This is a genomic window from Rhizobium sp. 05L419, from assembly GCF_056397845.1.
This window is the reverse complement of sequence record NZ_JBFTOF010000008.1, coordinates 13,330-33,461: the sequence shown is the minus strand read 5'-3', so window position 1 is coordinate 33,461 and position 20,132 is coordinate 13,330. Positions and strand designations below refer to the sequence as shown.

Here is a 20,132-nt window from a genome sequence, read left to right as displayed (position 1 = left end):
CACCTCAGCCAATGCCGTGGACAGCGAGGACCTGCCGCATGCGGCTTGTGGCCAACTCGGGATCGGCCAGTACGCGCGCTTTGTCGGCGAGCCGGAAGAGTTCGGCGAGATGCGGCAGAGATCGCGTCGACTGCTGGCCTCCGATCATGGTGAAATGATCCTGCAGGCTGTTCAGATAGGCGAGGAACACGACGCCGGTCTTGTAGAAGCGGGTCGGAGCCTTGAAGATGTGGCGCGAAAGGGGAACCGTCGGTTCGAGCAGATCGAAAAATTCGCGGTTCCTGTCCCGGCCGAGCGCTTCGAGGGCTGCAGAAGCGGCTGGCGCAATGGCGTCGAAAATGCCAAGAAGCGCGTCCGAGTGGCCCTGTTCATCGCCGGCTATCAATTCGGCATAGTTGAAGTCGTCGCCGGTGTACATGCGCACGCCTTTTGGCAACTGCCGGCGCATGGCCACCTCCTTCTCCTTGGAGAGAAGCGAGATTTTGATGCCGTCGACCTTAGCGGCATTGGCTTCGATGACCTGCAGGCAGGTCGACATGGCCTTGATATGCTCGGCGTCGCCCCAGTAGCCTTCCAGCGCCGGATCGAACATTTCGCCGAGCCAGTGGATGACCACCGGCTGCTTGACCTGGCGAAGGATGCGATCATAGACGCGGACGTAGTCGTCCGGTCCCTTGGCGGCCGCGGCAAGGGCGCGGCTCGCCATCAGGATGATGCGGCCGCCTGATGCTTCGATCGTTTCGATCTGCTCCTCGTAGGCCCTGATGATCGTATCGATGGTGACATCGGGGCCGGGCGTGAGGTGATCGGTACCGGCGCCGCAGGCAATCAGCGAATCCTTGCGACTTGCCGCCTCAGCGAGCGCCCGACGGATGAGTTCGCGCGCTTCCGGCCAGCCGAGGCCCATGCCGCGCTGCGCGGTATCCATGGCTTCGGCAACGCCGAGGCCGAGATCCCAGAGCCGGTGGCGGAAAGCCAGCGTCCGGTCCCAATCGATCGCCGGCGTCAACCACGGGTCGTTGTCTGCGAGGGGATCTGAAACGACATGCGCGGCGGCAAAGGCAATACGCGGAAAGTCCTTTGCCGAGCGCTTCTTCAATTCGATCGGTGTGCCGGTCAGCGTATAGGGTACGATACGGCCACCAAGGGGAAGGTTGATCGCGGTCACGGCTCAAAACTCCAGCGACGGCACGTCGAGCCAACGGCGTTCCGCCCAGGACTTCAGCCCGAGTTCGGCAAGCTGCACGCCCTTGGCGCCGGCTTCAAGCCCGTATGCCCATGGCGCATCTTCCGCCACATGGCGCAGGAACATTTCCCACTGAACCTTGAAGCCGTTGTCGAAGGCCTGCGTATCCGGCACTTCGTCCCAGGTCTTGTAGAAATCGATCGTCTGCGGCTGATCCGGATTCCAGACGGGCTTCGGCGTATTGACGCGGTGCTGAGTCCAGCATTTCGTCAGGCCGGCGACTGCCGATCCATGGGTTCCGTCGACCTGGAAGGTGACGAGATCGTCGCGGCGAACGCGGACGGCCCAGGACGAGTTGATGTGTGCGATCGCGCCGCCTTCAAGCTCGAATGTCGCATAGGCGGCGTCGTCCGTATCGCAGTTGTAGGGCTTGCCCTGCTCATCGATGCGCGTGCCGACATGGGTGGCGCCAAGACAGGACACTGCCTTCACCTCGCCGAAGAGGTTGTCGAGCACATAACGCCAGTGGCAAAGCATATCGAGAATGATGCCGCCGCCGTCCGCCTTGCGGTAATTCCAGGAGGGGCGCTGGGCCGGCACGCCCCAGTCGCCCTCGAAAACCCAATAGCCGAACTCGCCTCGCACGGAGAGTATCTTGCCGAAGAAGCCTGAATCCCGAAGCAAGGCCAGCTTGCGCAGGCCCGGCAGAAACAGCTTGTCCTGTACCACACCGTGCTTGAGACCGGACGCGCGCGCCTTCCGTGCAAGATCGACCGCGACCTTCAGATCATCCGAGATCGGCTTTTCGCAATAGACGTGCTTGCCGGCATCCAATGCCCGGGAAAGCAGCTCGGCGCGCATCAAGGTCGTACCGGCATCGAAGAAGATCTGATCATCCGGATTGGCCAGCGCCGCATCGAGATCCGTCGACCAGCGCTTGATGTCGTGCCGTTTCGCCAGCTCTTCCATCTTCGCGGCATTGCGCCCGACGATGATCGGATCGATTTCGAGCTTTTCGCCTGACTTCAACGTCAGTCCGCCCTGCTCCCGTATGGCCAAGATGGATCTTACGAGGTGCTGGTTGTAACCCATTCGGCCGGTAACGCCGTGCAGAATAATCCCTAGACGAGCCACGTTCTTTCTCCCTGTAAAGTCTCCGCAAGGCCGGAACGCGCCTCGGCGCATCTCCTCCCGGCCAGTAACTAAACGGTTACTTGATGACAGACGAAAAGTGCGCCTGTCAATAGCCAAAACCAAATTTCGGGCTTCAGGCCGTGATCGAGGCGAGCGTCACATGGACGATATGGCGTTCCCAGGCGTCGAGATTTGCCGGCTCGGCAAGGTCGCGCCCAAAGATCGTGGAGAGCGTGTACTGGTTTGAAAGATAGAAGTAACCGAGCGAGGCAATCGTCAGGTAGACGTTCAACGGATCAGCGCTTTCAATGAAGACACCGGTCTTCTTGCCTCGTTCCAGAATCTGCGCCAGTTCACCCAGTAGATGCGAATGCAACTCCTTCAGACGAATAGACTGACGCAGCCAGCGAGCCCGATGCAGGTTTTCGGTACCGAGGAGACTTAGAAACTCCGGATGCTTGAGAAAATAGCGCCAGGTGAACAGAGCAAGGTCGCCGATACCCTCTTCGGGGCTGCGATCGCCTATCTGCAGCGCGCGCTCGGCCGTTCGAATGCTGACATAGGCATCCTCCAGGACATGTAGATAAAGCTGCTCCTTGTCGCCGAAGTAGTGGTACAGCATGCGTTTGTTGGTGCCGGCGCGTTCGGCGATCGCGTCGACGCGCGCCCCGCCCATGCCGTTCTCGGCAAACTCTTTCGTCGCAGCTTCCAGGATTGCCGCACGCGTCCGTTCGGGGTCGCGTTGCAGCACCCGCTCGCGCGGGCGTCGCTTTGCCGTCTTCTTTTCCCCGCTTCCGCCGGCGCCTTCCATCGACTTCCCTTTCCAATGACCCCATTGCGCTCATAGTGCCATACGAGCGGATTTTAAAAAACAAATAGAGAAGAGCCCTTCTCATGAGCGCTTGACAGCGTCGGCGCTTGCCCATAACTTGTAACCAATTAGTTATTTGTTGCAAGAGAAACCAGCAAGGAGCGTGTGGAGGCGCTCCCCAAGGGAGGAGGAAACAGATGACACTACGCGTGAGCAGACGTAATTTCGTCGCGGGAGGAGCAACGCTTCTTTCGCTGTCAGTAATGGGTTCGAAGGCCGCCTTTGCCGCCGATACCCGCCTGCGGTTGTTGTGGTGGGGCTCGCAGCCGCGCGCCGATCGCACCAACAAGGTATCGCAGCTTTACCAGACCAAGAATGCAGGGACGTCGATCACCGGGGAATTTCTCGGCTGGAGCGACTATTGGCCCCGTCTCGCGACGCAGGTCGCGGGCCGCAATGCTCCTGACGTCATCCAGATGGATTACCGCTACATCGTCGAGTATGCACGACGCGGCGCCCTTGCACCGCTCGAATCCTACATGCCTTCCAAACTCAGCCTCGGAGATTTCGATCCGGCGCAGGTCGAAGGCGGCAGCGTCGACGGACACCTCTATGGCGTCAGCCTTGGTGCGAATGCCGCGGCTACTGTTCTGAACACGACGGCCTTCCAGGAAGCCGGTGTGGATCTGCCGACGCAGGCGACCACCTGGGAGGAGTTCGGGAAGATCGGCGCAGAGATCAGCAAGGCCGGAAAGCGAAAAGCATTCTTCGGCTTTGCAGACGGAAGCGGCAACGAACCGCTTCTCGAAAACTACCTGCGGCAGCGCGGCAAGGCCCTTTATACGTCCGATTCCAAAATCGCGTTCGGCGTCGATGACGCGTCGGAATGGTTCGACATGTGGAGCAAATTCCGCGAGGCGGGCGCCTGCGTTCCACCTGACGTGCAGGCGCTCTACAAGGATACGATCGACACCAGCCCGCTCACGCTTGGCAAGGCGGCCGCCGATTATGCGCACAGCAACCAGTTCGTCGGTTTCCAGGCTGTCAGCAAGGACAAGCTGGCGCTCACCAACTACATGCGCATCAAGCCGGACTCGAAGGGCGGGCACTACCGCAAGCCGTCGATGTTCTTCTCGGTCTCGGCGCAGTCGAAGGTGCTCGACCAGGCTGTCGACTATGTTAATTTCTTCGTGACCAACCCAGATGCCGCCCTCGCTCTCGACGTCGAACGTGGCATTCCGGAATCGAAGGCGATGCGCGATGTGGTGGCGGCCAAGCTCGATGCAACCGGCAAGATCCCGCTCGACTATGTGAGCGGGCTGGGCGACCTGGCGGGCAAGCTTCCGCCTCCGCCGCCGTCTGGTGCCGGTGAAGGTCAGGTGACACTTCGCACGATCGCCGAGCAGGTGGCCTTCGGTCAGCTTGCCGCAGCCGACGGCGGCAAGCAGCTTGTCGATGAGATTAGCCGGCTCCTCGCGCGAGGCTGATTTGGATGAGTGACGTGATGCGCACGACCGCCGCTGAGGCCGTTCAGAGCGGCAATGGTGCAATGGCCAAGGGGCGCTTCGGACGCCTTTGGGCAGCCAACGCACCAGGCTATCTCTTTCTCCTGCCGTGGCTGATCGGCTTTTTCGGGCTCACGCTCGGACCAGCCGTCATTTCGCTCTACCTCTCGTTCACCGACTTTGACATGATCAGGTCGCCCGAGTGGGTCGGAGCAGCGAACTACGTGCGCATCACCACCGCCGATCCTAAATTCGCCGCAGCGATGAAGGTGACGCTGACCTATGTGGTTCTATCGGTGCCCTTCAAGCTGACCTTCGCCCTTCTGGTGGCGATGGCGCTCAACAAGGGTGTTCGCGGCCTGCCGCTATACCGCGCAATCTTCTACCTGCCCTCGCTGCTGGGCGGCAGCGTCGCGATCGCTGTTCTGTGGCGTCAGCTCTTTGCCGGCGACGGCCTGGTCAATGCGGCGCTGGCACAGGTTGGCATTGAGGGGCCGAGCTGGATCTCGCATCCGAGCTACTCCATCTACACGCTCGTCGCGCTCAGCGTCTGGCAGTTCGGCTCGCCGATGATCATCTTCCTTGCCGGATTGCGCCAGATTCCGACCGATATGTATGAGGCCGCGAGCCTGGACGGCGCCTCGAAGTTCCGGCAGTTCTACAAGATCACCCTGCCGTTGCTGACGCCGGTCATCTTCTTCAATGCGGTGGTGCAGACGATCGATGCCTTCAAGGCGTTTACGCCCGCCTTCATCATCTCCGGCGGGACCGGCGGACCGATCAATTCGACGCTGTTTTACACGCTCTACCTCTATCAGGAGGCCTTCGGGAATTTCCGCATGGGCTACGCCTCGGCGCTTGCCTGGATCCTCGTGCTGATCATCGCGGTCTTCACGGCCTTCTCGTTTCTGACCTCGCGTTACTGGGTGCACTACGATGACTAACGGGATCACAACCGCCGTCTCGGCTCCACCATCCGACATCACCAAGCGCAGCCTTCCGGCTTCGGTCGTCGTGCACGCGCTCCTGATTTTCGGCTCGCTGCTGATGCTCTATCCGCTGCTGTGGATGGTCGCCGCATCGGTGCGGCCCGAAAACGAGATCTTTTCGTCTACGTCGCTCATACCGTCTTCGATCGACTTCTCGTCCTATCTGCGCGGCTGGGTCGGCCTCGATATCTCCTTTGGCCGGTTCTTCTGGAATTCGCTGGTCATCTCGGTGCTGACGGTGATCGGCAATGTCGTCGCCTGTTCGCTGGCGGCCTACGCCTTCGCCCGCCTTCGTTTTGCCGGTCGGAATTTCTGGTTCGCGATCATGCTCGGCACGCTGATGATCCCGTATCACGTGACGCTGATCCCGCAGTACGTGCTCTTCCTCAACCTCGGCTGGGTCAACACCATCCTGCCGCTGGTCATCCCGAAATTCCTGGCAAGCGACGCCTTTTTCATCTTCCTCATGGTGCAGTTCTTCCGCGGCATCCCGCGCGAACTGGACGAGGCCGCGATGATGGACGGCTGCAGCGCCTGGCGGATTTACTGGAAGATCATGCTGCCGCTGTCGCTGCCTGTTCTGGCGACGGCTGCCATCTTCTCCTTCATCTGGACCTGGGACGATTTCTTCGGGCCGCTGATCTACCTCAACGACATGAACACCTACACCATCCAGCTCGGTCTGCGCACGTTCGTCGACTCGACCAGCGCGTCGGACTGGGGTGGCCTGTTTGCCATGTCTACACTGACGCTGGTGCCGGTGTTCTTCTTCTTCCTGTTCTTCCAGCGCCTGCTGATCGATGGCATCGCCACGACAGGCATGAAACGCTGAAGGCGCAAACGGACATGAGTGACATGAGTATCAAGACAGTTGCGATCATCGGCTGCGGCATCGGGCGCTCCCACATCGTCGAGGGCTATCTGCCGCATCCCGACAAGTTCAAGGTTGTGACGCTTTGCGACCTCAACGAGGAACGCCTGAAGGAAGTCGGGGACGAGTTCGGCATCGAAAAACGCACCAAGTCCTTTGCCGACGTGCTTTCAGACGACCGCATCGACATCGTCGACATATGCACGCCGCCAGGCGTCCACCTGGAGCAGGTCGTGGCCGCGCTGGCATCCGGCAAGCATGTGATCTGCGAAAAACCGCTGACGGGTTCGCTTGCCGGCGTCGACCAGATCATGGCGGCGGAAAAGACCGCCAAGGGCGTTCTGATGCCGATCTTCCAGTATCGCTACGGCGACGGCGTCGAGAAGGCGAAGCGGATCATCGAGGCCGGTATTGCGGGCAAGCCCTATATGGGCTCGGTCGAGACCTTCTGGCTGCGGACCTCAGACTATTATTCGGTTCCGTGGCGTGGCAAATGGGCGACCGAGCTCGGCGGCGTGCTCGTCACCCACGCACTGCATCTGCACGATATGCTGCTGCACCTGATGGGGCCAGCCACCAAGGTCTTCGGCCGCGTCGCGACTCGCGTCAACGAGATAGAAGTCGAGGATTGCGCATCGGCCAGCCTGCTGATGGAGAGCGGTGCGTTGGTGTCGCTGTCGTGCACGCTCGGTTCGCAACAGGAAATCAGTCGCCTGCGGCTGCATTTCGAGAACGTGACATTCGAAAGCAATCACGAACCCTATTCGCCCGGCAGGGATCCGTGGAAGATCATTGCCGCAAATGACGCCGTGCAGGCGAGGATCGATGCTGTGATCGGCGATTGGAAGCCCGTTGCACCGCGCTTCACCACGCAGATGGAGCATTTTCACGCCTATCTGAGCGGCCGCGGGCCGTTGCCTGTAACCACGGCGGATGCGCGCCGCGCGCTGGAGCTGGTGACCGCAATCTACCAGTCGTCCGACAGCGGCAGTGAAGTCGTTCTGCCCGTCGGGCCAGACAGTTCAAAATACGCCGACTGGCGCGCAAGAACGAAGTAACGGACCAGGAGGGATTGGACGATGGCAACGAGCGTTGTTCTTCAGCAGGTCGAGAAGCGCTATGGCGCCCTGGACGTCATTCACGGCATCGATCTGAAGATCGACCCCGGCGAGTTCACGGTTTTCGTCGGGCCCTCGGGCTGCGGCAAGTCCACGCTGCTCAGAATGATCGCCGGCCTGGAAGAGATTACCGGCGGCGCCCTGCTGCTCGACAACGAGCGGATGAACGAGGTTGCGCCGGCCAAGCGCGGTATCGCCATGGTGTTCCAGTCCTATGCGCTCTACCCGCACATGTCGGTCTACAAGAACCTTGCCTTCGGCCTTGAAACCGCCGGTTACAAGAAGGCCGAAATACAGCCGAAGGTGAAGCGCGCCGCGGAGATCCTGCAGATCGAGAAGCTGCTGGAACGCAAGCCGAAGGCGCTTTCCGGCGGTCAGCGCCAGCGCGTCGCGATCGGCCGCGCCATCGTGCGCGAGCCGCGTATTTTTCTTTTCGACGAACCGCTGTCGAACCTCGATGCCGAACTGCGCGTACAGATGCGCGTCGAAATTTCCCGCCTGCACCGCAGCCTCGGCAATACGATGATCTACGTAACCCACGACCAGGTGGAAGCGATGACCATGGCCGACAAGATTGTCGTGCTGAACGCCGGCCGCATCGAGCAGGTCGGCGCCCCGCTCGATCTTTACAACAATCCGGCGAACCGTTTCGTGGCCGGTTTCATCGGCAGCCCGAAGATGAATTTCCTGCGGGCTCGTATCGAAGCGGTCGGCGAGGCGGAGACGACGATCAACGTCTGCGACAATTCGGTACGCCTGCCCCGCCGCGTCAAGGCGGAAGCGGGCCAGAGCGTGACCTTCGGCATCCGGCCGGAGCACCTGTCGGTTCTCGAAAGCCGCGGCATGACGCTGGCAACGGTGAACATCGACCTCGTCGAAAATCTCGGCGGCGCAACCATGCTCTACACCAAGACGCCTGACAATCAGCAGCTGACGATCGCGCTCGACGGACAGCAAAAGGTCGAGCGCKACGCCAACGTGAAGGCTTCCTTCGATCCAGCGCGGTGTCATATCTTCGACGCCTCAGGCGCCTCGATCTAGCACGCTTGACAGCTGCCCCCCTTCTGGCCATGATTTCAATAACATAGGCCGCGAGGGAAGAAGCGTGACGCCTGAAGATCGGATTCATGCGCTTGGCATCTGGAAGGGTCCGATCGAAATTGCGCCGATTGCGGGCGGCATCACCAACCGGAACTATCTCGTGCGCGATCGCGTCCGGCGCCATGTCGTCCGGCTTGGCGAAGATATCCCCATTCATCACATCAGCCGCCAGAACGAACTTGCCGCGAGCCTGGCCGCGCACGCCGCCGGCCTTTCTCCGGCCGTCCTTCATCACGCGCCGGGCGTTCTGGTGCTCGAATTCATCGAGGCGAGGGCGCTTTCGCCAGAGGACATGCAGTCTGCCGAGACGCTCTCGCGCGTCATTCCCTTGGTACGTGCCTGCCATCATGACATCGCGCGCCAGTTTCGAGGGCCGGCAGCAATTTTCTGGGTCTTTCACGTCATCCGCGACTATGCCGCCAATCTGGTGGCTGCCGGGAGCTCGTATCGCTCCTTGCTTCCCGATTTCCTGGAAAAGGCGGAAATGCTGGAAGGGGCCGGCGGACCCTTCCAGATTGCCTTCGGCCATAACGACATGCTCGCCGCCAACTTCCTCGACGACGGCAAGCGCCTGTGGCTGATCGACTGGGACTATGCCGGGTTCAACACGCCGCTTTTCGATCTCGGCGGCCTCGCCTCCAACAATGAACTTTCCGAAGACGCCGAGCGGTCGATGCTCCACGCCTACTATCAGACACCGCTGACGCCGGATCTGTGGCGTCGATATTCCGCGATGAAATGCGCTTCTCTGCTGCGCGAGACGCTCTGGAGCATGGTCTCGGAGATCCATTCCACCATCGACTTCGACTATGCCGGCTATACAGCCGAAAACCGCGTGCGTTTCGAGCGCGCCTACACAGCATTTGAACAGGACATCGTATGATGAAGGAATTGCCCAAGACCGCGAAGGCCGTTGTCATCGGTGGCGGCATCATCGGCTGCTCGACGGCCTATCATCTCGGCAAACTCGGCTGGACCGACACGGTGCTGCTCGAGCGCAAGAAGCTCACCTCGGGCACGACCTTCCATGCCGCCGGCCTCGTGGGCCAGCTGCGTACCAGCGCCAATATTACGCAGCTGCTCGGCTACTCCGTCGATCTCTACAAGCGGCTGGAGGCCGAAACCGGGCTTGGCACCGGGTGGAAGATGAACGGCGGCCTACGCCTTGCATGCAACGAGGAGCGCTGGACCGAGGTGAAGCGGCAAGCGACCACCGCCCAATCCTTTGGACTCGACATGCAGCTTCTGACGCCACAGGAAGCCCTCGGTCTCTGGCCGCTGATGACAATCGACGATCTCGTCGGCGCTGCCTTTCTACCGACCGACGGCCAGGCCAACCCTTCCGATATCACCCAGGCGCTGGCAAGAGGTGCGCGCATGGCTGGCGTCTCGATTTTCGAGGACACCGAGGTGATCGACCTTGAGATCGACAGAGGCAGGATCCGCGCAGTCATTACTGAGCATGGCCGCATCGAGTGCGAGCGGGTCGTCGTCTGTGCCGGTCAGTGGACGCGCGCATTTGCCGCCCGCTTCGGCGTCAACGTACCGCTCGTATCCGTCGAGCATCAGTACATCATCACCGAATCTTTCGGTGTTCCCTCCAACCTGCCGACGCTGCGCGATCCCGATAGGCTGACATATTACAAGGAAGAGGTCGGCGGCATCGTCATGGGAGGCTACGAGCCAAATCCTATCCCCTGGGCAAAGCAGGGGATCCCTGATGGCTTCCACTACACGCTGCTCGACAGCAATTTCGACCATTTCGAGCAGATCATGGAGCAGGCGCTCGGCCGCGTTCCGGCGCTCGAAACCGTCGGCGTCAAGCAGCTGTTGAACGGGCCGGAAAGCTTTACCCCCGATGGCAATTTCGTTCTTGGCGAAGCGCCGGAACTTCGGAACTTCTTCGTCGGCGCCGGCTTCAATGCGTTCGGCATCGCCTCGGGTGGGGGCGCCGGCATGGCGCTTGCCGAATGGGTCGCCAAGGGTGAGCCTCCTTATGATCTGTGGCCGGTCGACATCCGCCGTTTCGGGCGTCCGCATTTTGACACCGACTGGGTGCGCACCCGCACGCTCGAAGCATATGGCAAACATTACACGCTTGCCTTCCCCTTCGAGGAGCATTCGAGCGGCCGGCCCTGCCGCAAGTCGCCGCTCTACGATCGACTGAAGGCGCAGGGCGCCTGCTTCGGCGAAAAGCTCGGTTGGGAGCGGCCGAACTGGTTTGCCGATCTCTTTGCCAACGAGGAGCCGAGGGATTTCTACACCTATGGCCGCCAGAACTGGTTCGATGCCGTCGGCCGCGAGCACGCGGCCGTACGCGAGGCAGCCGTGATCTTCGACCAGACCTCCTTTGCCAAATTCGTGCTGAAGGGGCGCGACGCGGAGGCGGCTCTATCTTGGATCGCCTCCAACGACGTGGCGAAACCGCCAGGTTCGCTGATCTACACGCAGATGCTGAACGACAAGGGCGGCATCGAGTGCGACCTTACCTGCGCGCGCATTGCGGAGGACGAGTATTACATCGTCACGGGCACCGGCTTTGCGACACATGACTTCAATTGGATTGCACGCAACATTCCCGACAGCATGCATGCAGAGCTGGTCGATGTGACCTCGGCCTATTCGGTTCTAGCGCTGATGGGGCCAAACGCGCGTGCGGTGCTGGAACAAGTGACTGGAGACGACGTTTCAAACGCCGGCTTCCCGTTCGGCCGCGTCAGGACGATCGGCATAGCGGGCTGCCCGGTGCGGGCGTTGCGCATCACGTATGTCGGCGAACTTGGCTACGAGCTGCATGTGCCGGTCGAGTACGCGACAACTGTCTATGACGCGCTGATGGCGGCGGGCGGGGCATTTCAACTCGTCAATGCCGGCTACCGCGCGATCGAGAGCTGCCGCCTGGAAAAAGGTTATCGTGCCTGGGGCTCGGATATCGGCCCGGACCACACGCCTGTCGAGGCCGGGCTCGCCTGGGCCGTCAAGACGCGAAGGAACGTCACCTTCCGCGGTCGGGAGGCGGTCGAGCGGCAGTTGTCCGGCGGCGTCAAGAAGATGCTCGCCTGCTTCGTGCCCGATGATCCCGAGGTCGTCCTGCTCGGGCGCGAGACGATCTATCGCGACGGCAAACGGGTCGGTTGGCTCTCCAGCGGCGGCTTCGGCTACACGATCGGCAAGCCGATTGGCTACGGCTATGTGCGCAATCCGGATGGCGTGACGGAGGATTTCGTGCTTGCCGGACGGTACGAAATCGACGTTGCGAGGCAACGCGTCCCCTGCAACGTGTCGCTGAAGCCTCTCTACGACCCGGAGATGAGGCGTATCAAGGCGTAGAGACGGGACGGGGGAGACGTGTGTTCAGTTTTCTTGGACGTTGCCACTCGACCGCGACAGACACTCCACACTCCCTCATTCTCGCCCTTGTGGCGGGAATCCAGCCACGGCGCGTCTGCGCCGTGAATGAAGCTCTTGCTCATGAAAGTCTATTGTACCCATAGACTTGGGTACGCTGGATTCCTATGGCAAACACAGGAATGAGGGGGAAGTGGGCTTTTCGCCGTTCCGGTAGGTCAATGACCTGGGGTAAGTACCACCTGCCTGCTCTCACCTCAGATCAGCGGCAACTTGTTGTCCTGGATCAGCAGCTCCAGCTTGTTTGCCACATCCTCCGTCCAGCCGACGTTGCCAGCCAGCGCCGCCGGGAACAGACCGGGCAGACCGAAGAGGGCGGCCGAGACCGCTCCGCCGTTGCGCGGCACATCGACCAGGAGGGCTGCAATTTCGCCGGCCCGGGGATCGCGCAGCTCGTAGCGCTCGCCGTTCCGATCGATGCCCGTCGCATAGCGCATCCAGGCGGCGACAGCGATCGCATAGGTCTCCGCCTTGCCGCCGTGGGCGAGCGCTTCCGTTGCCGGTTCCAGCAGGCGCTGCGGCAGCTTCTGCGTGCCGTCCATGGCGATCTGGTAGGTACGATGAGCAATCGCCTTGTTGGAAAAGCGGGCTATCAATTCATCGGCATAGGCATCGAAATCGATGCCTGGCAGCGGATCGAGCGTGGCGGCGGCAGCGTTCATCTGGCGGCGCGCCAGCGCTGCCAGGCCAGCGTCGTCCATCACGTCGCGAATGAACTCATAGCCGCCTATGTATCCGAGATAGGCCAGAAGCGAATGCGCTCCGTTCAGCATGCGCAGCTTCATCTTTTCATAGGCCGAGACATCCTCGACCATAAGCGCCCCGGCCTTTTCCCATTGCGGCCGGCCATTTGCGAAATGGTCCTCGATGACCCACTGGGTAAAGGGTTCGGTCTCGATTGCCGCGAGGTCCTGCCTGCCCGTCAGGGTTTCGGCATCGCGATAGGTCGCTTCGGTGCTGGCCGGCGTGATGCGATCGACCATCGTCGAGGGGAACGGCACGTTCTGTTCTATCCATTGCCGCAGCTCAGGTTCGATGCGTTCGGCAAAATCGAGGACCAGACGTTTCAGAACCGCGCCGTTGCTCGGGAGGTTGTCGCAACTGAGTGGCGTGAACGGCGCAGTGCCCTTGGCGCGGCGGCGGGACAGCGCCTCTACCAGATAACCGATGACGCCGCGCGGCGCATGCGGGTTGGCAAGGTCGGCCACAACATCGGCGTGCTTGAGGTCGAGCCCGCCGTTTGCAGCGTCGAAGCCGTAGGCCTTTTCGGTGACGGTCAGGCTGACGATCCTGATCGCCGGATCCTCCAGCCTTTGCAGCAGCTCACCTGGATTGCGGGTCGCTACGTGCGCGCGCAGAATCGACCCGATGACCTCGGCCTTCGTGCCCGACGTATCGCGCACGAGCATGGTGTAGAGGCCGTTCTGTTCGCTCAGGTGATCGGCGACATCGGCGGTGCGCAGGCTCGCCACCTCGATCCCCCAATCGCCGCCCGCCGTGGCGAGCGCGGCATCGGTGAAGGGCGCGAAATGAGCGCGGAAGAAGGCACCTGGGCCGAGATGCAGGATGCCGGCTTTCAGCGCCTTGCGGTCATAACCGGGCAGCTTGGCGGTGGGTGCAAGGCCTGTCAGGTTCGTCAATCGTTGTGTCACAGCTTGTAGGCCTTCTTCACGTTGCCATAGGAGAGTTCGCCGGCGACAATCGCGGCATCCCTGCGGGAGATGCGGTGCTCCGCGGCAAGCTGTGCCAGGAAGCCGCAGACTTCGCGGCGCCAGACGTCGTGACGGGCAGGGATCGACAGCAGCGCGCGGGTATCGTCGTTGAAGCCAGCCAAATTCGCAAATCCCGCCGTTTCGACCACCTGATCGAGATAGCGGCGGATGCCGGCCGGGCTGTCGTGGAACCACCAGGGTGGGCCGATCATCAGACACGGCCAATGGCCGGCCATCGGTGCAAGTTCCCGGGCATAGGTCGACTCGTCGAGTGTGAAGAGCAGGATGCGCAGGCCCGGCGCATGGCCGTATTTCGACAGCAGCGCACCGAGACCGCCGGCCCAATCGGTGCGGGTCGGGATATCGGCACCCATGTTCGGGCCCCGCGTCTGGAAGAGTTCGCGGTCCGTATTGCGGCGCGCGCCGGCGTGGATCTGCATCGTCATGCCGTCTTCGGCAGACAGGCCGGCCATCTCCGTCAACATCTGCCCGCGGAAAAGTTCGGCGTCCTCGAGGCTTAGCGTTCCCGTGTGGGCCTTGTCGAGCAGACGCTGCCTATCGCCAAGCGGCAAGTCTGCCGTGAAGGCAGTCGGGACGCCGTGATCGGTCGCGGTAGCACCGTATTGGCGGAAATAGTCGCGGCGCTTGCGATGAGCATCGATCAGGCCGCCCCATGACGTTACATCGGAATTCGTCAGCTCGCCGAAGCGAACGAGATTGTCGCGGAAGCCGACCGCATCCGGATCGGTGACGCTATCGGGACGGTAGGTGGTGCGCACGCGTCCGATCCAGCCTTCCTCGGCCATCTTCTGGTGATGCACCAGCGGATCGAGCGCGCCTTCGGTAGTGGCGATCGTTTCGATACCGAAGCGCTTGTGCAGGGCACGCGGCCGGAATTCCGGCAGAACCAGCTGCGCGTTGATGTGGTCGTAGAGTGCATCGGCATTTTCAGACGTCAGCGGTTCGGTACAGCCAAGCACAGCCGACATAGCGTGATCGACCCAGAGGCTCGACGGCGTGCCGCGGAACAAATGATAGTTCGCGGCGAAGACGCGCCAGATCGCACGGCCCTCGGCGACCGGCTTGCCGTCGAGACGCAGCACCCCGAGATCGTCCAGCTGGACGCCGACGCTGTGCAGCATGCGAAACAGGTAGTGGTCGGGAATGACCAACAAGGACGCCGCATCCTCGAACGGCTTGTCGTTGGCAAACCACGAAGGTTCGGTATGTCCATGCGGACTTACGATCGGCAGAGCCCGCACGGTCTCGTAGAGATCGCGTGCAATGGTCCGCGTGGTCGGGTCGGCTGGAAAGAGCCGGTCCGGATGAAGAATGCCATTCCCAACATCCATCAGTATTCCTCCCTGAGGCATACCGCCCTACCGCACAACAAAAGACGCGGCAAGGGGTTTTAGTAACCAAACGGTTCACTTTGCGAATCGTTTTTCCGCTCTCTCGACATGGTTGACCTCATGGCCTATTTCCGCTTTTGAAGCGCACGCAGGAATGGCCGGTTGCGGCAAGGAGAATCCGATGTCCGACGAGACGAGCCGCGTAACACAACTCGAGGAAACCTTGTCCCACCAGGCGAAGGCCATTGAGGAGCTTTCCGATCAGCTGACGGAACAATGGAAGGTGGTCGAGCAGACGCGCGCGAAGCTTGACCGTTTGACGGAACGTTTTCTCTCGCTGGAGGAGCAGTCGCTGGAGGCGCCCGCCGCGACCCGCCCGCCGCACTACTGAACGACCGGTCTTGATCCGGGCGCCCGGCATCCCTATCATGAGGATGCGAGGACGACCTCCCCCGTATGGGCATAAACTCGGGACGACCCGACCTTTCCCATAAGGGGTTGTACATGCGATCTACGTCAGACCGTATTCGTCACGCGATAAGCTTCGAAATTATCGGCCTTGCCCTCATCACGCCGCTTGGCGCCTTGGCGTTCGGCATGCCGATGGCGGATATCGGGGTCGTCGGCGTGGCCAGCGCCACGATCGCGACCGGTTGGAACTATCTCTACAATCTCGGCTTCGACCACATCATGCAGCGCCTGACAGGCGGCACGCGGAAGACCGTCGCCATTCGTATCGCACATGCCGTTCTGTTCGAGGGGGGATTGCTTGTCGCGCTCCTGCCGCTGATTGCATGGTACCTCGGCGTCAGCCTGGTGCAGGCCTTCATGATGGACGTGTCCTTCGCCATTTTCTACCTGATCTACGCATTCGTCTTCAACTGGGCCTACGACCGGATCTTTCCATTGCCGGACTGGCAGCACGCAGCCGAAGCGCCGCAAGGCTACGAGCCCGCCCGTCCCACAGAGCACCAAAACGCGCTGCGGGACCGCCAATTCCGGCGATCCCACATCCATCTGTTCGGTCAAGACCTCACTATACTCAGACGTTACCCATGCAGAGATATTTCATCTCGAGGTAATCATCGGCGCCATGGCGCGAGCCTTCACGGCCAAGGCCTGACTGCTTGATGCCGCCGAAGGGCGCCGTTTCGGTGGACATCAGGCCGGTATTGATGCCGACCATGCCGTATTCCAGCGCTTCGGCGACCCGCCAGACCTTCTTCAGATCTCCGGCGAAGAAATAGGCCGCGAGGCCGAACTCGGTATCGTTTGCCTGCTGTATGACATCCTCGACGGTGTCAAAGCGGAAGAGCGGCGCGACCGGACCGAAGGTTTCCTCGCGTGCCACCTTCATGTCACGCGTGACACCGGTCAACACGGTCGGCGTGAAGAAGGTGCCGGCACTGTCGATACGCTTGCCGCCCGTCAGCACCTTCGCGCCCTTGGATACCGCGTCCTTGACGTGGTCTTCGACCTTGGCAAGACCCTGCTCGTCGATCAGCGGGCCGATCGTCACGCCTGACTTGAAGCCATCGCCGACCGACATGTCTTCGACCTTCACGGCGAGCTTGGCCGCGAAGGCGTCGTAGACGCCCGACTGGACATAGAGGCGGTTGGCGCAAACACAGGTCTGGCCGGCATTGCGGTATTTGGAGGCAAGCGCGCCTTCGACGGCGGCATCGAGGTCGGCATCGTCGAAAACGATGAACGGCGCGTTGCCGCCGAGTTCGAGGCTGATCTTCTTGATCTGGTCGGCGCACTGGCGCATCAGGATGCGGCCGACTTCCGTCGAGCCGGTGAAGCTGATCTTGCGGACCTTCTCGTTGCCGCAGAGCTCCTTGCCGATGCCGGGACCGTCTGCGCCGACGATGACGTTGAAGACACCAGCCGGGATGCCCGCCTGCTCCGCGAGAACCGCCAGCGCAATCGCCGAAAGAGGCGTTTGTTCGGCGGGCTTCGATACGACGGTGCAGCCGACGGCAATCGCCGGTGCTATCTTTCGCGTGATCATCGCAGCCGGGAAATTCCAGGGCGTGATCGTACCGACGACACCGACCGGCTGCTTGATGACGAGCATGCGCTTGTCGTTTGACGGCGCGGGAATGGTTTCGCCGTAGATCCGTTTTGCTTCTTCCGCATACCATTCGACGTAGGCCGCAGCATAGAGGATTTCGCCGCGAGCCTCCGCAAAGGGCTTGCCCATTTCTGCGGTCAAGATGGCGGCCAGCTCGTCGGCGTTCGCGACCATCAGGTCGAACCACTTGCGCAGAACGGTTGCGCGTTCCTTGGCGGGGCGGGCAGCCCAAGCCGGCTGTGCGGCGTGGGCAGCGTCGATCGCATCTCGGGTTTCGGCGGCACCCATATCGGGCAGCGATGCCAGCACTTCGCCGGTCGCCGGGTTCAAGACGTCGAAGGTGCCGGTCGCGCCACCCGCTGTCCAGACGCCGTTGATATAGCCGGCATCGCGCAGGAGCGGCGAGGAGAAGGGAACGTGTTTGGTCAGTGCGGTGGTAAATGCCATGTCATGTACTCCGAAGGCATTGATAGGCAGGGCGGCTCACTTGCCGGCGCTTGCTTCCAGGATCGAGGCTTCGAGAATGTCGAGCGCCTCGCCAAAGACGTTGTCCTGAATGGTGATCGGCGCGAGGAAGCGGATGACATTACCGTGGACTCCGCAGGTCAGGAGGATCAGGCCTTTTTCAAGCGCGATCAGGCGAACCTTGTTGGCGAATTCTGCGCTCGGCAGCTTCGTTGTCTTGTCGTTGAACTCGACGGCGTTCATGAAGCCCGGCCCGCGGATATCGACAATCTCCGGCGCCTTTTCGCGCAACGATTCCAGGCGTTGCTTGAGCCGGCTGCCGAGCTGGTTGGCGCGCCCGCAAAGATCCTCGTCCTTGATCACGTCGAGAACAGCGTGCGCCGCGGCGATGCCAAGCGGATTGCCGCCATAGGTGCCCCCGAGGCCACCCGGCCCCGGTGCGTCCATGACCTCTGCACGACCGGTCACGGCCGCGAGCGGGAAGCCACCGGCGAGGCTCTTGGCCATCGTCATCAGATCAGGCGCGACCTCGTGGTGATCCATAGCGAACATCTTGCCCGTGCGTGCGAAGCCGGTCTGGACCTCATCGGCAATGAGCAAGATGCCGTGCTGATCGCACAGTTCGCGCAGTGCCTTCAGGAAGGGGACAGGCGCTGAATAAAAACCACCCTCGCCCTGGACCGGCTCAATGATGATGGCTGCGACGCGCTGCGGATCGACATCTGCGGCAAACAGCTTCTTCAAAGCCGCGATCGACTGATCCGGGGTAACGCCGTGGAGTTCGACCGGGAACGGGACATGGAAGACGTCGCCGGGCATCGCGCCGAAGCCGACCTTGTAGGGTACGACCTTGCCGGTAAGCGCCATGCCCATGAATGTGCGGCCGTGGAAGCCGCCGCCGAAGGCGATGACGGCGGACCGGCCGGTCGCGGCACGCGCAATCTTCACGGCATTCTCGACAGCTTCCGCACCTGTCGTGACGAAGATCGTCTTCTTCTCGAAATTGCCGGGTGTTAGCGCATTCAGGCGCTCGGCCAGGTGAATATAGGTTTCATAGGGAACGACCTGGTGGCAGGTATGAGTGAAGCGATCGAGCTGGTCCTTGACCGCCGCAATCACGCGCGGATGACGATGACCGGTGTTGAGCACGGCGATACCGGCCGCAAAATCGATGTAGCGACGGCCTTCCTTGTCCCAGATCTCGGAGTTCTCAGCGCGATCGGCGTAGATCTGGGTGGTCATGCCAACGCCGCGCGAGATGGCGGCATTCTTCCGGTCTGTGAGGGTGGTCGCGGTCATCGTGCGCTCCTGTGTCGAAGGGGATTTCGAATTATCTTGCATAACTTCTGCAAGGAATGTAAAAAATTCCTACATTTTTCCTGCAAGAATGCAAGCGACATTTTCTGCTTCAAACCAGCGCGGTTTTCAGCGATGTTCCGGGACATCAGCAAGGCCGTCGACAGCCCCAAAGACAAACGAGATCAGGAACCATTGGCCTATGAGCAACGACGCGCCCGTGCGCTACAAGGTGGCCGAGGCCGCGAGACTGGCAGGCGTTTCCCCTTCCACCCTGCGCCTGTGGGAAAGCCAGGGCCTCGTCGTCCCCGGCCGTTCGGAAACCGGCCATAGGCAGTATAGCGCGGAGGATGTGGCAAGGCTTCAGCGGATTTCCTGGTATCGCGTCGAGCGCGGCCTCAACCCCGCAGCAATCCGCGAGGCGCTGGAAAGCGAAGAACCTTCGGACAGTTCCGAGGGGAGCGCAGTTTCGGATATCGGGCGCAGGCTACGCAGCCTTCGGCACGCGGCAGGCAAGACGCTGGAGCAGGTGGCCGGCGACATGGGCATCACCTCCTCCACGCTTTCAACGCTGGAACGAACCTCGCAAGGTGTCAGTTTCAAGACGCTGCATGATCTTGCGGAGTACTACGGCACGACCGTATCCCGCCTGTCGGGCGAGGAGCGCGACGACGCGGCCGCCGTCGTTCGCGCCGGCGAGTGGCGCGCGTGGCCGGAAACGACGCCGGGGGTAACCGTCCAGCTTCTTGCCGAAGGCCGCATCATGATGGACTGCCACCGGTTCGTTCTCGCACCCGGCGCCGCCAGCGAAGGCGCCTACCGCCACGATGGCGAAGAATTCATGCACATACTCTCCGGTCGCCTCGAGATCGTGCTCGATTCCGACCAGTTCTTCGATCTCGGACCGGGGGATTCGCTGTACTTCGAGAGCCGGCGCTACCACTCCTGGCGCAACCGGCATGACGGCGAAACGATCCTGATCTGGATCAACACGCCACCGACCTTCTGAGGCCTGTATTCGAAGGCCGAACTTGCGGGGTCGAAATCGGTATCGCGCAGCCGGCCTTTGCGTTATAGCCCACGACAGACATCTGGAAGAAAGACGAG

Annotated in this window: 16 protein-coding genes and 1 pseudogene; 10 read left to right on the top strand and 7 right to left on the bottom strand. The window is 61.5% G+C overall.

Features of this window, described 5'->3' with window-relative positions:
• Positions 1-4 precede the first annotated feature (4 nt).
• The 3 genes from AC1DMK_RS12850 to AC1DMK_RS12840 all read right to left on the bottom strand — a co-directional run bounded on the left by AC1DMK_RS12850 (position 5) and on the right by AC1DMK_RS12840 (position 3,131).
• On the bottom strand, positions 5-1,168 hold the full coding sequence (locus AC1DMK_RS12850) for a dihydrodipicolinate synthase family protein (protein ID WP_477859458.1): 1,164 nt from the start codon (positions 1,166-1,168) through the stop codon (positions 5-7).
• A 3-nt stretch (positions 1,169-1,171) separates the two neighbouring features.
• Positions 1,172-2,320 (bottom strand): Gfo/Idh/MocA family protein, encoded by a 1,149-nt coding sequence (locus AC1DMK_RS12845; protein ID WP_477859456.1) that lies wholly within the window; start codon positions 2,318-2,320, stop codon positions 1,172-1,174.
• A gap of 133 nt (positions 2,321-2,453) precedes the next feature.
• A complete protein-coding gene (locus AC1DMK_RS12840; protein WP_037062854.1) occupies positions 2,454-3,131 on the bottom strand; it encodes a TetR family transcriptional regulator in 678 nt (225 codons plus the stop codon).
• Positions 3,132-3,328: 197 nt separating this feature from the next.
• Here AC1DMK_RS12840 and AC1DMK_RS12835 point away from each other — a divergent pair, with 197 nt between their 5' ends.
• The 7 genes from AC1DMK_RS12835 (at position 3,329) to AC1DMK_RS12805 (ending at position 12,045) form a co-directional block, all read left to right on the top strand.
• Positions 3,329-4,618, top strand: coding sequence for an ABC transporter substrate-binding protein (locus AC1DMK_RS12835; protein ID WP_477859453.1), 1,290 nt, complete (start codon positions 3,329-3,331; stop codon positions 4,616-4,618).
• A gap of 5 nt (positions 4,619-4,623) precedes the next feature.
• Complete coding sequence (locus tag AC1DMK_RS12830; protein ID WP_477859451.1) at positions 4,624-5,580, top strand: carbohydrate ABC transporter permease; 957 nt, start codon at positions 4,624-4,626, stop codon at positions 5,578-5,580.
• On the top strand, positions 5,573-6,457 hold the full coding sequence (locus AC1DMK_RS12825; protein WP_037062859.1) for a carbohydrate ABC transporter permease: 885 nt from the start codon (positions 5,573-5,575) through the stop codon (positions 6,455-6,457). The genes AC1DMK_RS12830 and AC1DMK_RS12825 overlap by 8 nt, the downstream gene beginning before the upstream one ends.
• 23 nt (positions 6,458-6,480) lie before the next feature.
• Positions 6,481-7,554 carry a Gfo/Idh/MocA family protein gene (locus AC1DMK_RS12820; RefSeq protein WP_477859449.1) on the top strand — a complete coding sequence of 358 codons (1,074 nt, stop codon included), beginning with the start codon at positions 6,481-6,483 and terminating at the stop codon, positions 7,552-7,554.
• Between the two features lie 21 nt (positions 7,555-7,575).
• Positions 7,576-8,655 (top strand): ABC transporter ATP-binding protein, encoded by a 1,080-nt coding sequence (locus AC1DMK_RS12815; protein WP_477859448.1) that lies wholly within the window; start codon positions 7,576-7,578, stop codon positions 8,653-8,655.
• A gap of 64 nt (positions 8,656-8,719) precedes the next feature.
• Positions 8,720-9,598: a phosphotransferase gene (locus AC1DMK_RS12810; protein ID WP_037062862.1), complete on the top strand. Its 879-nt coding sequence runs from the start codon at positions 8,720-8,722 to the stop codon at positions 9,596-9,598.
• Positions 9,595-12,045, top strand: coding sequence for an FAD-dependent oxidoreductase (locus AC1DMK_RS12805; protein WP_037062864.1), 2,451 nt, complete (start codon positions 9,595-9,597; stop codon positions 12,043-12,045). The genes AC1DMK_RS12810 and AC1DMK_RS12805 overlap by 4 nt, the downstream gene beginning before the upstream one ends.
• Before the next feature lie 275 nt (positions 12,046-12,320).
• On the opposite strand, the gene AC1DMK_RS12800 is transcribed toward AC1DMK_RS12805, so the two are convergent.
• Both AC1DMK_RS12800 and uxaC read right to left on the bottom strand, forming a co-directional pair.
• Positions 12,321-13,775: a mannitol dehydrogenase family protein gene (locus tag AC1DMK_RS12800; RefSeq protein WP_037062865.1), complete on the bottom strand. Its 1,455-nt coding sequence runs from the start codon at positions 13,773-13,775 to the stop codon at positions 12,321-12,323.
• Positions 13,772-15,187: a glucuronate isomerase gene (gene uxaC / locus AC1DMK_RS12795; RefSeq protein ID WP_477859446.1), complete on the bottom strand. Its 1,416-nt coding sequence runs from the start codon at positions 15,185-15,187 to the stop codon at positions 13,772-13,774. Before uxaC ends, AC1DMK_RS12800 begins: the two co-directional genes overlap by 4 nt.
• Positions 15,188-15,368: 181 nt before the next feature.
• Here uxaC and AC1DMK_RS12790 point away from each other — a divergent pair, with 181 nt between their 5' ends.
• Positions 15,369-15,578, top strand: a complete 210-nt coding sequence (locus AC1DMK_RS12790) for a SlyX family protein (protein ID WP_477859444.1) — start codon at positions 15,369-15,371, stop codon at positions 15,576-15,578.
• Positions 15,579-15,691: 113 nt separating this feature from the next.
• Positions 15,692-16,123: pseudogene (locus tag AC1DMK_RS12785) on the top strand (PACE efflux transporter); the annotation flags it as partial.
• Between the two features lie 106 nt (positions 16,124-16,229).
• On the opposite strand, the gene AC1DMK_RS12780 reads toward AC1DMK_RS12785, so the two are convergent.
• On the bottom strand, positions 16,230-17,711 hold the full coding sequence (locus tag AC1DMK_RS12780) for an NAD-dependent succinate-semialdehyde dehydrogenase (protein ID WP_477859442.1): 1,482 nt from the start codon (positions 17,709-17,711) through the stop codon (positions 16,230-16,232).
• 36 nt (positions 17,712-17,747) lie between these two features.
• Positions 17,748-19,028, bottom strand: coding sequence for a 4-aminobutyrate--2-oxoglutarate transaminase (locus AC1DMK_RS12775; RefSeq protein ID WP_477859440.1), 1,281 nt, complete (start codon positions 19,026-19,028; stop codon positions 17,748-17,750).
• A gap of 199 nt (positions 19,029-19,227) precedes the next feature.
• Here AC1DMK_RS12775 and AC1DMK_RS12770 point away from each other — a divergent pair, with 199 nt between their 5' ends.
• On the top strand, positions 19,228-20,034 hold the full coding sequence (locus AC1DMK_RS12770) for a MerR family transcriptional regulator (RefSeq protein WP_477859438.1): 807 nt from the start codon (positions 19,228-19,230) through the stop codon (positions 20,032-20,034).
• The last annotated feature ends 98 nt before the right edge of the window (positions 20,035-20,132 follow it).

Excerpts from the sequence above, each read along its gene's own strand:
- AC1DMK_RS12805 (WP_037062864.1), top strand. The coding sequence starts at position 9,595 with ATGATGAAGGAATTGCCCAAGACCGCGAAGGCCGTTGTCATCGGTGGC.
- AC1DMK_RS12775 (WP_477859440.1), bottom strand. The coding sequence starts at position 19,028 with ATGACCGCGACCACCCTCACAGACCGGAAGAATGCCGCCATCTCGCGC.
- uxaC (WP_477859446.1), bottom strand. The coding sequence starts at position 15,187 with ATGGATGTTGGGAATGGCATTCTTCATCCGGACCGGCTCTTTCCAGCC.
- AC1DMK_RS12835 (WP_477859453.1), top strand. The coding sequence starts at position 3,329 with ATGACACTACGCGTGAGCAGACGTAATTTCGTCGCGGGAGGAGCAACG.
- AC1DMK_RS12825 (WP_037062859.1), top strand. The coding sequence starts at position 5,573 with ATGACTAACGGGATCACAACCGCCGTCTCGGCTCCACCATCCGACATC.
- AC1DMK_RS12780 (WP_477859442.1), bottom strand. The coding sequence starts at position 17,711 with ATGGCATTTACCACCGCACTGACCAAACACGTTCCCTTCTCCTCGCCG.
- AC1DMK_RS12820 (WP_477859449.1), top strand. The coding sequence starts at position 6,481 with ATGAGTATCAAGACAGTTGCGATCATCGGCTGCGGCATCGGGCGCTCC.
- AC1DMK_RS12840 (WP_037062854.1), bottom strand. The coding sequence starts at position 3,131 with ATGGAAGGCGCCGGCGGAAGCGGGGAAAAGAAGACGGCAAAGCGACGC.
- AC1DMK_RS12770 (WP_477859438.1), top strand. The coding sequence starts at position 19,228 with ATGAGCAACGACGCGCCCGTGCGCTACAAGGTGGCCGAGGCCGCGAGA.
- AC1DMK_RS12790 (WP_477859444.1), top strand. The coding sequence starts at position 15,369 with ATGTCCGACGAGACGAGCCGCGTAACACAACTCGAGGAAACCTTGTCC.
- AC1DMK_RS12830 (WP_477859451.1), top strand. The coding sequence starts at position 4,624 with ATGAGTGACGTGATGCGCACGACCGCCGCTGAGGCCGTTCAGAGCGGC.